This window comes from Hyphomonas sp. L-53-1-40 (assembly GCF_000682775.1).
GTDB lineage: Bacteria > Pseudomonadota > Alphaproteobacteria > Caulobacterales > Hyphomonadaceae > Hyphomonas.
Genome location: NZ_AWFI01000015.1, coordinates 365,720 through 379,879 on the forward strand (window position 1 = coordinate 365,720; position 14,160 = coordinate 379,879).

The window sequence follows — 14,160 nt, forward strand, 5'->3', positions numbered from 1 at the left end:
TTTCTATGTCGTATCGTTTTATGCTTTGCGGAATGGACTGGTCAGGCCGCATGAAGCGGAGAGTGCATCCAATGTTCATTGGGTAAGGCCGATATACAATCGTGTGTACTATCCCCTGCGGTGGTTCGTCGCGAATGGGTCGTCCATAGGACCTAGTCCGGAGAGGGTCTATTATGGGACATTGGATAAACTCGAGACCCCAGCAGACCGGCGCAGAGAAAGCTACTCAGTCGGGATCAAACGGCCCGGCTCCTACATGATCATAGGATACACAGGACCACGAAGGATATTGGAGAAGGTCGAGAAAATAGAACTGGGCAGTTATGTGAAGATGCGTTTCGGCGCAACGCTGGCTCGGGACCGCGACCGCTTCATCAGTCGGCTTACTCAAGTTGATGTCATCGAATTGATGGATGATCCGAGAATTCCGAATGAAGATTACTCAGTTGAAGAATCCAAACAGATTTCGCTGGCGTTTGGACATTTGGGCAGGACCGCACGGCTATGTGCGGACCAATTTCTGGATAAGTATCGGGACGATGTGTTCGAGCACTGCACACAGGCTGGGTATGCTCAGAACACTGCAGGTGGCTGCCACCATATTGTCGGCCGGGCAATCACGACTTCAGTTCAGAGGCGAGCGATAGACGTGTGTACAAAGTTTGAAGAATAGGCCTGCCAAAAAAAAGCCCCGACTGCTTGAATCTCTGTGGCTGTCGGCGCAGCGCGCTTTAGCCTTTTACAGCAATCATCTCGACAGGTGCGATGAGGCCTGCGGCGATATTTGCCTCCATGTTTCCTACCTTCTCGGCTGTGCTGTGCTGCATCAATGTGTGAAGCCCGAGCGGTGGCGGACCGCCACGGGTCGCGTTGGCTTCCCGGATCTTGCGGAAGAAATCCAGTGCGAAAGCACCCCGGTTGTTCTCAGTCAGACACTCAAACCCGGCAGCCTCAAGCGCTTTCCTGTAGCCTTCCGGCCCGGTGAGCCAGCTCGTGTCGCGACCGCCGGCCCATGGCACTGGATAGGCCAGGTCGCCTTCGCCCGTTCGCATGATATCGTAAATGCCGAACCGCGCACCTGAGTCCAAGACACGGTGAACCTCGGCAAACAGGGCCTCCTTGGCGTCGATATTCATGCCGACATGCATCATGTAGGCACGCTGGAATTCGCGATCAGGAAAGGGCATGGACAATGCGCTGCCTTGCCTCAGAGACACCCGATCAGACAGTCCCACCCAATCGCAGAGCACCTGACCCGTCTCCACATATTCCGGTGTGAGGTCAATGCCTGTGACCTGAGCCTCATAAGTGGCCGCCGCAAACCGCGCCCCACCGCCAAGGCCGCACCCGACATCCAGCACTGTCATGCCTGCATTGATATCAAGCTGGTCGAGAAAGTGCTTGCTGGCGATGCGGCCACCAATATGAAATTCGTCAACCGGTCCCAAATCGTCGACCGTGACCCTGTTCGGACCCAGTCCAAGATTCGACAGGCCGTCTTCGATTGCCTGCAGCAAATCGCCGTGGCGATAGTGCGCAGCAATCTGTTCATTGAGGGTCATGTGCGTGCCTGACTGTCAGCTTGCCGATGGTGATGATCTTGATCGCGACCACGCTCCAAATCAACTCCGAAAGCAAAAAGCCCCGCCAGCGCGAACTGGCAGGGCTTTTATGGAAACCGGTAATCCGGAGAGGCGTCTATACGATGCCTTCGCGCTGGGCGCGCTTGCGAGCCAGCTTGCGGGCGCGGCGAACCGCTTCAGCGCGCTGACGAGCTTTCTTCTCGGATGGCTTTTCGAAGTACTGACGGGCCTTCATTTCCCGGAACAGGCCTTCGCGCTGCATTTTCTTCTTCAGCGCGCGCAGAGCTTGCTCGACATTGTTATCGCGGACGACGATCTGTACGATTGTTCTTCTCCATTCGTTAGGGGCGTCGCCCCGATTCAATTCGGTTGAGGCCTACAGACCTCGGAAGCGGGGCCTATATCACGGCTCTGGCCAATTGGCCAAGCCCTTAAAGCCATCAGGTTCAGTTATGACACAAACACCGTCCGAAGTCCTCAGGTTCCGCTGGCTGGACGCAATGCTGCCGGACGTGCCGTTCGATGGCTGGACAGAGGCCACAGCGGCCAGGGCCGCCAAACAGGCAGGCCTCAGCGAGGGCGAACAGGCGCTGGCGGCGCCAAATGGCGTACCCGACCTGATTGACGCCTTCTTTGACCGGGCGGGGCAGGCGGCTCGCGAGGCGCTTGCGGATCAGGATATCTCGGCCCTCAAGACGCCCGCGCGCGTAAAGGCGGGTGTTCTGGCATGGCTCGCTGCGCTGGAGCCGAACCGGGAAGCGGTCCGCCGCGCCGCCGTTCGGGGCCTGCTGCCCTGGGGCGCGGCCTCTGCGGTCCAGCGGACCTGGCGCATCGCAGACATGGTCTGGGACGAGGCGGGCGATACATCAGAGGATTACAATCGCTATTCCAAGCGCGGCCTGCTGGCGGCGGTGATCCCACCGATCATCATGTATTGGCTCGACCAGCCGTCGGATGAACAGCTCGATACCTATATCGACCGGCGTCTCAGCCTTGCCTCGGGCATCGGCCGGAATCTCGGGCGAATTGCCAAGCCATTGCTTGACGTATTGCCGGTCTCGCGGCCCAATGGGTCCACGAAGGCGTAGGCTAATTGTCAGGGAAGGATAAGGTGTCGGACAGAAGCTGAACAAACGCCCCAGGGGGCTGGGGGGGCTGATGGGTCCGGGGTGTCTGCTGAACACCTCCGTCCGACAATTAGAAGATGATTGTCGTCGGGGGCGGACGCAAGGCGTAAACATGGCAAAACTGCCCCAATTACCCCCGTTTTGCATTAAATCGCGGTTAGGCGAGCTTACCAGCCACCTTTTCGCGTCTCAGGAGAAACCAGAAAGGGAAAAATGGCTGAAAACACGCACCGGATAACGCCCCCGGAACCGCGAATCGCTTTTCACAAGACCGAACTCCAACCGATTCTCGACGTCTATGGCCGATTGGTCATGGCCGGCAAGGCAAGGGACTATGCCATTGGCATGCACAAGGACGTCGCGATCTTTGCCATTTTCCGACGACACGCCGAAAACCCGACATGGCGGATCGAGAAACAGCCCCATCTCGCAAACATGCAGGGCCAGTATGTGGTTTATGGCCAGGCCGGTCAGGTGCTGCGCCGCGGCCGCGAACTGGCGCAAGTCCTGCGCGTTTTCGACCGCAGCCGTTTCCGTGTCATTGAGTGAAATTCGATCGAGTGCGTTAACACGCTGTTAACTAAAAAATTCTTGCGGAACGTTCTGGAACATTATAGGAACATGCTTATCAGAACGGAGCATGAACATGGGTATCGACGTAAGATTTCGGGGACGGTCAGGCAAAGCCTGGGATTTCAAACGCGTTCCATTGGATGCGCCTTGGGCGCGCACGGCAGGCGTGGCATTGTTTGCCGCTCCAGACACATATGGATGGCGCATCATCCGCACGATTGAATTGTCGGGCAAGCCAAATGACATCCAGCCGATCTGGGCACTCGCCGACGCCGAACGCTACGGCGCGCGGGCAGTCTTCCTCGCCACGGAATTCGATGCGCGCACGCGCCGTCTGATCGTGGACGATATCGAGGCCGGCTTCAGCCCGGTCTGCGTAACGGATCGCAGCCGGGCCGACGCCGCACCGATTGCGGCCTGATCTATTCTATTTCCTGACCCGGCCTGTTCAGGGCGGCCTGTGCTTCGGCCGTTTCTGCCAGTCGGGTCAGTTGTACGAATTCCGCGCGATAGCCGAATTCATCCGGGCCCTTGGCGCCATTCGCCAGATTTCGGATTTCCTCCCAGCCGAAACCGGTGCCGAGGGCCTCGCCCCCTTTCAGCATTTCGCCATAGCCCGCCACCGCCGTGGCAAAGCGCGCCCATTGCGGCGCGGCGGAAGGGTGACAGGACGTTCCAGCAGGATAGATTCCTCCGCGCCGGGGGCCTTGTAGCGCAGTTTCACAAACGCATATTCCCCGGACGGATCGCTGGCCGACGTATCCGTGTCACCATAGCGCAGCGGATCGATCTGCGCGGCGTCTGAGCCAACCGGCGTGATCTCATAGATCGCGGTGACACTCGTGCCCGCGCCAATATCGCCGGCATCGACCTTGTCATTGTTGAAGTCTTCCCGGTCCAACATACGGGTCTCGTAGCCGATCAGGCGATACTCGGCGACGCGCGCCGGATTGAACTCCACCTGGATCTTCACATCATCCGCAATCGGAAAGATATTGCCCGACAGGTCATCGGCCAGAATCTTGCGCGCTTCGCTCAGCGTATCGACATAGGCCGCCGTGCCGTTTCCGGTCTGGGCGATCTTCTGCATCATCGCATCATTGTAATTGCCGCGTCCGAAGCCGAGCACGGACAGGTAAATGCCGGTCTCGCGCTTGCGGGAGACGAAATCCTCCAACTGTTCCGGGTCGGAAATGCCGACATTGAAGTCGCCATCGGTCAGCAGCATGACGCGATTGACGGCATCTTCCTTCAGGCCCTGTTCGGCCAGCGAATAGGCAAGGCGCAGGCCTTCACCGCCCGCGGTAGAGCCACCGGCTTTCAATTCTTCCAGCGCCGCAACAATCTTGCGCTTGTCGCTGACCGGTGTCGGCTCCAGGATTTCCCCGGCGGCGCCCGCATAGACGACGATGGCGATCGTATCGGTTGGCTCCATCTCCTCCAGCATCAGCTTGATGGCCTGCTTGGCCAGCGGCAGCTTGTCGTCAGAGAACATGGATCCCGATACGTCCATCAACAGGGTGAGATTGATGGGCGGGCGGGCATCGCGGTCAATGTCCCGGCCCTGAATGCCGATCTGCATCAGCTCGCGTCCCTCTGCAAAGGGTGAGGGCATCACATTCACCTGGGTCGAGAAGGGGGCCTCGCCTTTGGCGGGCTGGGGATAGGTATAGTCGAAATAATTGATCAGCTCCTCGATGCGCACGGCATCCTTGGGCGGCAGGACGCCGTCTTCGAGAAAGCGCCGCACATTGGCATAGGAGGCCGTGTCGACATCAATCGAGAAGGTCGAGACCGGTTCTTCGCTGACCAGCTTGACCGGGTTCTGCTCGACATCCTCATACTGGTCCCGGAATTCGGGTGCGGGCGCCAGGATCACTGGTGCGGCCATTGCTTTGCCGAGCATGGCCCGGGATTCCATCACCATTTGCGGCGGTGGCGGAGCAGGGGGCGGTGGGGGCGGCGCGGATGAGTCCTGCTGGCTGCCCGTGACAGTTACCGTTTGCAACTCCGCGTCGCCTGCCTGACCGGTCTCACTCGTTTCACAAGCTGTCAGTATTGCGGCGGCGGCCACTCCGGCCAGAACCATTCCTCGCATGCGCATGATGTCCCTCCTCATTGCGTCCTTGAGGTGACAGAATGGTAAGCCGCGCATGGCGTCAATAAGGCGAAGCCCGGATAGTTTGTGGCAAAAAGCCTAGTTCGACAGGTCGACTTTCGAAATGTACCAGCGCTCCACATCTCGTTCGAGCAGGGAGAGGGGGCGTGGTCCGCCGCCAAGGACAATGGCGTGGAACTCCGCCAGATCGAAATCGGGGCCGAGCACACGTTGGGACCGTTCGCGCAGATCCAGTATGCGTTGCGCGCCCACCCAATAGGCCGCTGCCTGTCCGGGCCAGACGGCATAGCGGTCCACTTCCTGGGCCATGGCCTCGGGTGATTGCCCGGTCGTTTCAGCGAGGTAATCGATTGCCTGCTGGCGGGTCCAGTGATCGCGATGCATGCCGGTGTCGGCCACCAGGCGTGCGGCGCGGAACAACATGGACTGCAGGAACCCGATCCGGCCCAGCGGATCATCCGTATACAGGCCGCGATCATGCGCGAGGATTTCGCCATACACGGCCCAGCCTTCACCATAGGCCACATTCCAGATCATCTGACGGATCAAAGGCAGGTTGGCGGTCTCTGCGGTGAGAGCGCTTTCCAGATGGTGCCCCGGAATGGTCTCGTGAAAGACGAGCGTCGCCAGCATGAAGTCCGGCCAGTCCGTCATATCACTGAGATTGATTTCGAACTGGGCCGGGGCCGAGCCGTTGGCCGGGGCCGCGCTGTAGAAAGCCGATGGGGCAGATGCTTGCAGAAAATCCGGCACGGCACGGATCGTCACGCCCGTCCGCGGCATGCCGGGCATGATTTCGGCCATGTTTGTCTCTGCGCGAACCATATGCGTCTGCATGCGTGTCAACAGGGCCTCGCGCCCTTCCGGCGTGTCCTCGTACAATTGGCCGTCGAGTAGTGACAGGGCCGCCAGCCGTTCGGTCAGCGTGCCTTCGACCAATTCCTGTGCCTCCAGCGCGGCCATCAATTCTTCGGTCAGCTGGGCCACTTCGGCCAAGCCCTGCGCGTGCAGGGCTTCGGCGGTGATCCCGTCATCGGTATAGGCTGTCAGGGCGGCGTCATAATAGACATCCCCGCCCGGCAGTTGCCATACGCCGGGCTCTTCCGGCGCGTCGTCCTTCAGCGCCTCCAGCGCGGCTGCGAACTCGGCATAGGCAGGCAGCACGTCATTGCGCACAAGCGCGTCCACCCGGGCGGCGAGTTCTGTCTGCTCCTGCAGGCCGAGGCCATCCGCGCCCGATGCGAGATTGTCGAATGTCGTGACCAGCAAATGTGTCTCGGCGGGCCCTGCGCCGATTTTTTCCGCCAGTGTCTGCATGCGCTCCAGCACGAATACGGGCGGCACGATCCCGGCGCGGGCATCGGCCTGAAGGCGGCGGCGCTCGTCCTGCAACACACCGGGAAGCTGCGCCAGTCGGCTGACATAGTCGCGCGCATCCTGAGCGGTCCCAAACGGATGCGCGCCGGTCAGCAGGTCCGGCACATCAATATAGGCCCCGCGCATATGGTCGGCGACATAGGGATAGGCGTGGCCAAGACCGGTCTGGCCATGACCAGCGACAAACAGGGATTCCGCAGTCTCATATGCCTGGATAACCGTGTCGAGGTGCCGGGCCTGTTGCCCGCCTTCGACCGGGCGCGGCGCGGCCAGCAAGGCTTCGAGAATTTCGAGCCGTTTGACGCGTGTCCGCTCAAACGCAGCTTGGGAGCGGTCAGTGAGATAGGCGTTGAAGTCATACCCGGTGGCGTCCTGGGACAGGCCCAGCCGGGTTGCCATTTCCGGATTGTCAGCAAGTTCATTCGCTGCAATCGAGGCCATCAGATCATCAACCTGGCGCGCAATCCGGCGGGGTGTGCCCGCATCGTCCACGGCCGGCGTGCAGGCCGCCGCCAGCGTCAGGACCGCCAGTCCACTGAAAGCGCCTTGGAAAACAGATCGCATTGAGGCTGGGAAGCGCGGTTTCATTGGAGAAATATGACCTTTTCCTGACTGTAGTTCCCACCCTTTGGGGTGTTGTGGGCTGTGGCTATTTCCGGTAACGATCCGGCAACAATTTCGGGAGTCTCCAACGTGAACACAACACCTGCAACCCCGCCAGCGGGCGGACAGCCGAACCTTTCCGGCACCGTGATGTTCTACAAGCAGCCTCAGCCGCTGTCTGCAGAAGCTCATGCTGGCCTTGGCGTCAAACAGATCGAACAACCTTTCGCGTTCCTGCGGGAGTCCCACGCTGTACCGGTAACGGTTTCCGAATTCGGAAGAGCGGCGAGTTTTTACCCGCTGATCTTCGTCGGCGAAGAACGCACACCAGTTGCCGTGATGGGCATCCGTCAGGGCCAGAACCTGTTCGTCGACAATAACGGATTCGTTGCTGACGACCATTACGTGCCAGCCTTTGTGCGCCGTTATCCATTCGTCTTTGCATCTGATGAAGGCTCAGACCGTCTGGTCCTGTGCGTCGACCGCGCCGCGCCGATGGTCAGCAACCAGCCGGAAGTGCCTTTCTTCGAAAACGGCCAGCCGAGCAAATTCACCAATGACGCCATTGAATTCTGTAAGGAATTCGAGCGCCAGCGCCAAGCCACGGTCGAATTCGGTCGCATCTTGAAGGACATGGATCTGCTGGAGCAGAAGACGGTTTCCTTCCAGCCGCGCGACAATGAGGGCAATCCGGTTGGCCAACAGCAGAAGATCGCTGACTATTGGGCTGTCTCCGAAGACAAGCTGAACGCGCTGCCAACCGAGAAATTCCTCGAACTGCGCAGCAATGGTGCCCTCGGCGCAATCTATGCACACCTGATTTCGCTGATGAACTGGCAGGTCGTGATCCAGCGTGCGGTCCGCATTCAGGCGACCGAGGCGGTCACAGCGCCCGTCAACTAGGCTTCGCGCCCATCGAACAGGAAAAGCGGCTCCATCCGGGGCCGCTTTTTTCTTGCGCGCCATGCCATGGTCACTGAGTCATCACGTTTGAGCGAGGCCCTTCATTCTGCGACCAATCGCAGGCATACGGGCACACCAGTACATATGCCGCTTAAAGGACTTCGCATGATCAGAGCTCTCATCCTGCCGTTTCTCGCTGCCCTGATGGCGATGATGCCGGTTGCCTACGCCCAGCCCGTCGATGGGGGCCGGGCCATGGTCGAGCTGATTACCGAACGCGAACGCGTTGAGCCCGGTGAAACATTCTATGCCGCGATCAAGATGGACCTCGATGCGGGTTGGCATGTCTACTGGCGCAATGCCGGGGATGCTGGCTTGCCGCCGCAAGTCGATGTGCTGGACGGCAGTGACGTTACTGAATCCTCCATCGGCCCCTTTGTCTGGCCGATTCCTCATCTGCTGCCGGTCGTGGAAGGGGAGATCATGGATTATGGCTATGATGACCGCCTTGTCCTGCCATTTCCGCTGACCATTCCCGCCGATGCGATGGGCAGCGTGCAGCTCAATCTTCTGGCTGATTATCTGATCTGCGAAGAAATCTGCATTCCCGAAACCGCCGAAGTGAGCCTGACCTTGCCCGTCGGCCCGGCCGAGCCGCACATCGAAGATGGCATGCTGATCAGCAAATGGATCGCGAAAGCGCCGCGTGATTTTGATGGCGAAGCGCGTATCGACACCCGCAACAGCCCGTGGAAGCTGAGCCTGAGAACCGAGGGCGGCTTTGAGACTGGCTCTGACATTCGTTTCTACCCCTTTGGCCATGAAATCAGTCACCCGGCAGACCAGCCGCTCAGCTTCGGCAGCGATGGGGCCACCCTCAGCCTCACGCCCGCCGATGACAGCCTGGAGGCACCACTTGAGGGCATCGTCGTCGTTGAAACCCCGGACGGAGACCGTGCCGGTTATACGATTGCCGCCGAGCAGGGGGGCGTCTTCGAGAATACGGCGGGCATCGCCGCCCGGTCGGCATCGTCCGGCGCAGGTGGCAAAAGCCTGATCGCGCTCGCATTGGCGGCGGTGATTGGCGGCCTGATCCTGAATCTGATGCCCTGCGTCCTTCCGGTGCTCTCCATAAAGGCGATGGGCATGGTGCATGCGGTCGCGTCCGGCCATGAAAGCGAAGTGCGCAGCCACGGGCTCTGGTATACGGGCGGCGTCCTCCTTTCCTTTGCCGCGCTTGCCGCCGCCATCATCGCGATCCGCGAAGCTACCGGCACGGCCAATCTCGGCTTCCAACTGCAGAACGGCCCAACCGTAGCCGTGCTGACGCTGATCATGTTCGTCATCGGCCTCTGGCTGCTTGGCATGTTCGAGCTTGGCACGTCGATCCAGAATACCGGCAACAGCCTCGCCTCGCGCAGCGGCTCCATGGGCGCCTTCTTTACCGGCGTGCTTGCCGCTGTGGTGGGTGCGCCCTGTATCGGGCCCTTCCTGGGCGCCGCGCTTGGGGCCGTGCTGGATCGTCCGGCGATCTCGGTCCTGATTGTCTTCCTCGCCATGGGGCTTGGCCTGGCATTGCCCTATCTGGTGCTCAGCTTCGTGCCGGGCCTTTCGCGCCTGCTACCAAAGCCGGGGCGCTGGATGGAGACATTGAAGCAGTTCTTCGCCTTCCCGATGTTCCTGACCGCAGCAGTGCTGCTCTGGACGCTTGGCGCGGTCGCCGGCCCGGCGGCGGTCGCATGGACCGTGGCGGGCGGCACGCTGATCGCCTTCGGCATCTGGCTGGTCAGACGCGGTGGGGGCGCGCTCGCCAAGGCATTCGCCGCCATCGCGGTGATCGCGGGGCTTGTCTATCCGGCGCTGACGGCGAACTCGTCGGTGGCGGCAGGGGAGGGAAACAGCCAGTATGCTGAGAAATATGAAACCGAAGCCTGGAGCCCGCAGCGTGTCGCGGAACTCACCGCAGAGGGGCGTCCGGTATTCGTGGACTTCACCGCGACCTGGTGCGCCACCTGCCAGCTCAACAAGGTGACCACGCTCAAGTCAAAAGCCGTCCAGAATGCTTTTGCCGCGCATGATGTGGCGTTTCTCGTGGCGGACTTCACCCGCAAGGATCCGGTCATTGCCGAGGAGCTGAAGCTGCGCCAGCGGGCGGGCGTGCCGATGTATCTCTGGTATGCCGCCGGCGCGACCGAGCCGGAAATCCTGCCGGAAGTACTTTCTCAAAAGCTTGTGATTGGACTTGTCTCGACTGAGTGAGCATGATGCGATCTCCACGACGTATTGGAGGATCCCGCATCATGATGAGCCGACGCAACTTTTCCCTCGCTGCTGGCATGGCCACCGCTGTGGCGCTGAGCGCTGGCGCCCTGATCGCCTCGACGGCCCAGGCCGCCCCCGATGCAAGCGAGCCCATGATCGCCCCGGACTTCACCGGCACGACCGCGACGGGCGAGACCGTCTCCCTGTCAGATTATGCCGGCAAGCGGGTCATCCTCGAATGGACCAATGATGGCTGCCCGTTCGTGCAGAAACATTATGCCGTGCCGCCTGCCAACATGCAGGGCCTCCAGACGGATGCGTCCGAGAGCGATGTCGTCTGGCTGTCCATCATCTCCTCGGCCCCCGGCAAACAGGGCCACCGCACCGGCGCGGAAATCCTCGACATGAATGAAGGGCGCGGCGCGACGCCTGAGCATGTCATCATCGACGAGAGCGGAGACATTGGCCGCCTCTACAAGGCCAAGACCACGCCGCACATGTTCCTGATCACCGAAGACGGCATGGTGGCCTATCAGGGCGCAATTGACGACACGCCGTCCGCGCGCGTTTCCGACATCGAGACTGCCACCAATTATGTCTCGGCCGCCATGCAGAGCGTGGCTGCGGGCGAACCGGTCGAAGTCGCCAGTTCCAAACCCTATGGCTGCTCGGTCAAATACTGACGAGGGATACAGCAAACTCCCCGTATCTCCGGCGCATGCCGGAGTCTCCCCCGGCTGGCTCCGCGGAAGGAGCGGCAGGAGACCCCGGCATGTGCCGGGGAGACGGAAGTTGAGAGAAGAGAGACGCCCGCTCCGTTCGCAGGTCCAAGACGCAGGGCACCGGCCCACTGCGTCCAAATCGGCACATGTCGAAACTGTCGCTTGAACCGGGTGGCAATGCGCCTTACACGCGCTCGCCATGCTCCAGATTGTGCCCGAAACCCCTGAACTCCATGCCGATGCGATCGAAGACCTCTTCGCGCGCACCTTCGGCTCGGGCCATTTTGCCAAGACAGCCGAGCGGTTGCGGGAATATTCCCATTCCCTGCCAGAGGTGAACCGCGTCGCGGTGCTGGATGGCAAGGTGATTGCCGTCTGCCGTGTCTGGCCCCTGAAAGTCGGCCCCAGCCGGGATCGCGCCCTGTTCTATGGCCCGGTCGCCGTCGGCCCGTCGCACCGGGGCAGCCGCCTTGGCCTGACCGTCACGGGCGAGGCGCTGGAGGCCGGCAAGGCCGCTGGCTGGCCCGCCGCCATCCTGATCGGCGCGCCCGCCTATTTCGGCGAGATCGGCTTCACCGTCACCCCGAAGCACCAGCTCATCTTCCCCGGCCCTCAGGACCAGTCCCGCGTCATGGTGAAAAGCCTTGCGGGCGATGCCAGCCAGCTTTCGGGACTCGTCACCGCGGCCTAGCCACACTTCCCGCTTCTTTGACGTTGGGGCAGGGGCGCTAGGGCTCATGCAACAAAAGATCAAAGGGAGGCCCCGGCCATGAATTATGATGACGTCGTCAAATCGCGCCGCAGCATTCGCGGATATCTCGACAAGCCGGTGCCGAAAGAGCTGATCCGCGAAATCCTCGAAATCGCCATGCGCGCGCCGACCTCGATGAATTCCCAGCCCTGGAATTTCTATGTCGTGGCCGGTGAGGTGCTGGACCGCATCCGCAAGGGCAATGTCGAGCGCAATGTCGCCGGCGTGCCCGACAGCCGCGAATTCCGCATGGGCCCGCCCTATGCCGGCGTCCACCGGGATCGCCAGGTCGAGATCGCCGTCCAGCTGTTCCAGGCGATGGGCATTGAGCGCGGCGACAAGGAAAAGCGCATGGACTGGGTGCTGCGCGGTTTCCGCCAGTTCGACGCGCCGGTCTCCATCGTCATCACCTATGACAAGGCGCTGGCCGGCGGAGACATCCCGCCCTTCGATTGCGGCGGCGTGGTCAATTGCATCGTCAACACGGCCTGGTCGCGCGGGCTCGGCTGCGTGATCAATTCGCAAGGCATCATGCAGAGCCCCGTCGTGCGCGAAGAGGCCGGCATCCCGGACGATCAAATCATCCAGACCTGCGTCGCCATGGGCTGGCCCGACGAAACCTTCCCGGCAAATGCGGTGGTGTCTACCCGGAAGTCCGTGGACGAAGCAGCGGTGTTCCGGGGGTTTTAGTGAATGGGTGTGCTCTAGCGTCGAGACGCTCACTTCCACGTCTAGTTCGTTCTCAGTGATCCTGGGTAATCATCAAGACGAATGGCTTCAGAACGTATTCGAGGTGTAAGCTCGTCTAGCGCCTGATTTAGAGAGACAAGTTTGTTATCAATGCGGATGCCGATTATCACGGCTGTACGTTGGCCTCTTTCTTCTTTCGTACCTTTGGATCTAGGAGTTCTCGCTTGTCCCAATGGAACGGCATGGAATCGAATATTCTCTTCCAGGACTACTGACGAGTATTTCATTCTTTCACTGAGATTTGTCGCGCGCCTATTTGAAAGGCCGTCGGCGTCTTTATCATTTGCTTCAGCGCTCGAAACCAGTCCTAAACAAAGGATGTGATCGACATGAGAGAGAAGTTGCTTGATGTGCACTGAATCAATTTCTTCCTCCAATCGAACAGGCTTTCGTGGACGGGCATATAAATCAGTTGCTGAGTTAAATCGCCAATATGCGCTCTCATATAGCCTGACTACTGTGAACTCAGCCGACGTTGAGCCGCTCGGTTCGCATCGTAGCCTTATACGCTGAACGTAAGCTGTGCCTGTGGCGGTCGTGACGATTTCAACCGTCTCTTCAGCAATATAATTGTCGGATTGCTTAGGTGTAGGTGCCCAGTTTGCTGAATCTATAGTTTCTGTTCGTGGTCCAGACCCGTGTCGTTTATTCGGTTGAGCGAATTGAGCAGCAAATAAATATGTAGCCACAGCAATAACCACTGCGCTTGATAATTCCAAAACTAGACGAAGAAGGGGCAGAGATTCTTCCGTAGAGATTTCATTCCGAACGAAAATGATAGCCGCACTAGCTAAATATAACAGAACTCCAAGCGCAGCTTTCACATTAACACCTCTATTCAGCAAACCTTTGGAAGGGTGTCGAAGATCGCGCAAAGAATCAACAAGTTTCAACTTAGGATTTCCTCTCAACGTTTGTTTCGCTCAGTGGGCCGAAGTTAGTCGTTCTGAACGGCGCCAATCCGTCTGATAACACCCGCCCCTAAACTCTCCGGCATGAACGGGATGGCGGCATTCATCGAACAGGGGCTCAAGGCCGCGCAGGGCGCGGTGCTGGATGTGCGGGCGCAGGCCGGGCTGCATCTGGAGCCGGACTCGGTGTCGCGGCGCGTGCGCGCCAGGGTGCGCGGTCGGCTGAAGGCCATCGAGACGATTGTCCGTCGGCTGATCATCCTGATGGCGGCGGCGCTGGACCTGCCACCCCTGCGGTCTCCGCCCCGCGCCCGGCGCTTGCCGACACGGTGGAGGATGTTACGGACACTTTTGGGACCAGTTATGGACCAGTCCATCGCCTCAACCTGACCGGGCGACGCGCGGCCGGTCTCTTGGATTGGCAGGAGGCCTTTGCGGGGAAGGGGGCCGCGCAGACGCTTGTCGCCGGGCCGGTTCCC

At 60.3% G+C, this 14,160-nt stretch carries 16 protein-coding genes; 10 read left to right on the forward strand and 6 right to left on the reverse strand.

The genetic code is table 11. From position 1 onward, the window contains the following. Positions 1-289: 289 nt before the first annotated feature. Complete coding sequence (locus L53_RS10910) at positions 290-673, forward strand: hypothetical protein (protein ID WP_156947891.1); 384 nt, start codon at positions 290-292, stop codon at positions 671-673. A gap of 58 nt (positions 674-731) precedes the next feature. Here L53_RS10910 and L53_RS10915 read toward each other — a convergent pair whose 3' ends face one another. After that, entirely contained in the window at positions 732-1,562 is an 831-nt protein-coding gene (locus L53_RS10915; protein ID WP_034815085.1) for a class I SAM-dependent methyltransferase, read from the reverse strand. A 136-nt stretch (positions 1,563-1,698) separates the two neighbouring features. Beyond that, positions 1,699-1,908 (reverse strand): 30S ribosomal protein S21, encoded by a 210-nt coding sequence (gene rpsU, locus L53_RS16845; protein ID WP_156947899.1) that lies wholly within the window; start codon positions 1,906-1,908, stop codon positions 1,699-1,701. A gap of 127 nt (positions 1,909-2,035) precedes the next feature. Here rpsU and L53_RS10925 point away from each other — a divergent pair, with 127 nt between their 5' ends. The 3 genes from L53_RS10925 (at position 2,036) to L53_RS10935 (ending at position 3,704) form a co-directional block, all read left to right on the forward strand. Further along, on the forward strand, positions 2,036-2,671 hold the full coding sequence (locus L53_RS10925) for a COQ9 family protein (RefSeq protein ID WP_051607847.1): 636 nt from the start codon (positions 2,036-2,038) through the stop codon (positions 2,669-2,671). Between the two features lie 252 nt (positions 2,672-2,923). Then, positions 2,924-3,259: a DUF2794 domain-containing protein gene (locus tag L53_RS10930; RefSeq protein WP_051607849.1), complete on the forward strand. Its 336-nt coding sequence runs from the start codon at positions 2,924-2,926 to the stop codon at positions 3,257-3,259. A 97-nt stretch (positions 3,260-3,356) separates the two neighbouring features. Beyond that, positions 3,357-3,704, forward strand: coding sequence for a hypothetical protein (locus tag L53_RS10935; RefSeq protein ID WP_156947892.1), 348 nt, complete (start codon positions 3,357-3,359; stop codon positions 3,702-3,704). 1 nt (position 3,705) lies between these two features. On the opposite strand, the gene L53_RS17605 is transcribed toward L53_RS10935, so the two are convergent. The 3 genes from L53_RS17605 to L53_RS10945 all read right to left on the reverse strand — a co-directional run bounded on the left by L53_RS17605 (position 3,706) and on the right by L53_RS10945 (position 7,367). Beyond that, positions 3,706-3,888, reverse strand: coding sequence for a hypothetical protein (locus tag L53_RS17605; RefSeq protein ID WP_255342019.1), 183 nt, complete (start codon positions 3,886-3,888; stop codon positions 3,706-3,708). Next, positions 3,882-5,387 (reverse strand): VWA domain-containing protein, encoded by a 1,506-nt coding sequence (locus tag L53_RS10940; protein ID WP_255342020.1) that lies wholly within the window; start codon positions 5,385-5,387, stop codon positions 3,882-3,884. Before L53_RS10940 ends, L53_RS17605 begins: the two co-directional genes overlap by 7 nt. Before the next feature lie 93 nt (positions 5,388-5,480). Then, positions 5,481-7,367 carry a DUF885 family protein gene (locus L53_RS10945; RefSeq protein WP_034815091.1) on the reverse strand — a complete coding sequence of 629 codons (1,887 nt, stop codon included), beginning with the start codon at positions 7,365-7,367 and terminating at the stop codon, positions 5,481-5,483. Positions 7,368-7,472: 105 nt separating this feature from the next. Here L53_RS10945 and L53_RS10950 point away from each other — a divergent pair, with 105 nt between their 5' ends. The 5 genes from L53_RS10950 (at position 7,473) to L53_RS10970 (ending at position 12,710) form a co-directional block, all read left to right on the forward strand. Next, positions 7,473-8,285 (forward strand): SapC family protein, encoded by an 813-nt coding sequence (locus L53_RS10950; protein ID WP_034815093.1) that lies wholly within the window; start codon positions 7,473-7,475, stop codon positions 8,283-8,285. Positions 8,286-8,450: 165 nt separating this feature from the next. After that, the gene (locus tag L53_RS10955; RefSeq protein WP_034815095.1) at positions 8,451-10,544 is read left to right on the forward strand and encodes a protein-disulfide reductase DsbD; all 2,094 of its coding nucleotides are present in this window, start codon (positions 8,451-8,453) and stop codon (positions 10,542-10,544) included. A 41-nt stretch (positions 10,545-10,585) separates the two neighbouring features. Beyond that, positions 10,586-11,230, forward strand: a complete 645-nt coding sequence (locus L53_RS10960) for a redoxin family protein (protein ID WP_233347757.1) — start codon at positions 10,586-10,588, stop codon at positions 11,228-11,230. A 238-nt stretch (positions 11,231-11,468) separates the two neighbouring features. After that, entirely contained in the window at positions 11,469-11,960 is a 492-nt protein-coding gene (locus tag L53_RS10965) for a GNAT family N-acetyltransferase (protein ID WP_034815097.1), read from the forward strand. A gap of 78 nt (positions 11,961-12,038) precedes the next feature. Next, positions 12,039-12,710, forward strand: coding sequence for a nitroreductase (locus L53_RS10970; protein WP_034815099.1), 672 nt, complete (start codon positions 12,039-12,041; stop codon positions 12,708-12,710). Between the two features lie 41 nt (positions 12,711-12,751). Here L53_RS10970 and L53_RS17025 read toward each other — a convergent pair whose 3' ends face one another. Then, positions 12,752-13,663 (reverse strand): hypothetical protein, encoded by a 912-nt coding sequence (locus L53_RS17025; protein WP_156947893.1) that lies wholly within the window; start codon positions 13,661-13,663, stop codon positions 12,752-12,754. Positions 13,664-13,774: 111 nt separating this feature from the next. Between L53_RS17025 and L53_RS10975 the strand changes: the two genes are divergently transcribed. Continuing rightward, on the forward strand, positions 13,775-14,071 hold the full coding sequence (locus tag L53_RS10975) for a hypothetical protein (protein WP_034815101.1): 297 nt from the start codon (positions 13,775-13,777) through the stop codon (positions 14,069-14,071). The last annotated feature ends 89 nt before the right edge of the window (positions 14,072-14,160 follow it).

Excerpts from the sequence above, each read along its gene's own strand:
- L53_RS17605 (WP_255342019.1), bottom strand. The coding sequence starts at position 3,888 with ATGCTGAAAGGGGGCGAGGCCCTCGGCACCGGTTTCGGCTGGGAGGAA.
- L53_RS10975 (WP_034815101.1), top strand. The coding sequence starts at position 13,775 with ATGGCGGCATTCATCGAACAGGGGCTCAAGGCCGCGCAGGGCGCGGTG.
- L53_RS10970 (WP_034815099.1), top strand. The coding sequence starts at position 12,039 with ATGAATTATGATGACGTCGTCAAATCGCGCCGCAGCATTCGCGGATAT.
- L53_RS10940 (WP_255342020.1), bottom strand. The coding sequence starts at position 5,387 with ATGCGCATGCGAGGAATGGTTCTGGCCGGAGTGGCCGCCGCCGCAATA.
- L53_RS10955 (WP_034815095.1), top strand. The coding sequence starts at position 8,451 with ATGATCAGAGCTCTCATCCTGCCGTTTCTCGCTGCCCTGATGGCGATG.
- L53_RS10915 (WP_034815085.1), bottom strand. The coding sequence starts at position 1,562 with ATGACCCTCAATGAACAGATTGCTGCGCACTATCGCCACGGCGATTTG.
- L53_RS10925 (WP_051607847.1), top strand. The coding sequence starts at position 2,036 with ATGACACAAACACCGTCCGAAGTCCTCAGGTTCCGCTGGCTGGACGCA.
- L53_RS10945 (WP_034815091.1), bottom strand. The coding sequence starts at position 7,367 with ATGAAACCGCGCTTCCCAGCCTCAATGCGATCTGTTTTCCAAGGCGCT.
- L53_RS10965 (WP_034815097.1), top strand. The coding sequence starts at position 11,469 with ATGCTCCAGATTGTGCCCGAAACCCCTGAACTCCATGCCGATGCGATC.
- L53_RS10960 (WP_233347757.1), top strand. The coding sequence starts at position 10,586 with ATGATGAGCCGACGCAACTTTTCCCTCGCTGCTGGCATGGCCACCGCT.
- L53_RS10935 (WP_156947892.1), top strand. The coding sequence starts at position 3,357 with ATGGGTATCGACGTAAGATTTCGGGGACGGTCAGGCAAAGCCTGGGAT.
- L53_RS10930 (WP_051607849.1), top strand. The coding sequence starts at position 2,924 with ATGGCTGAAAACACGCACCGGATAACGCCCCCGGAACCGCGAATCGCT.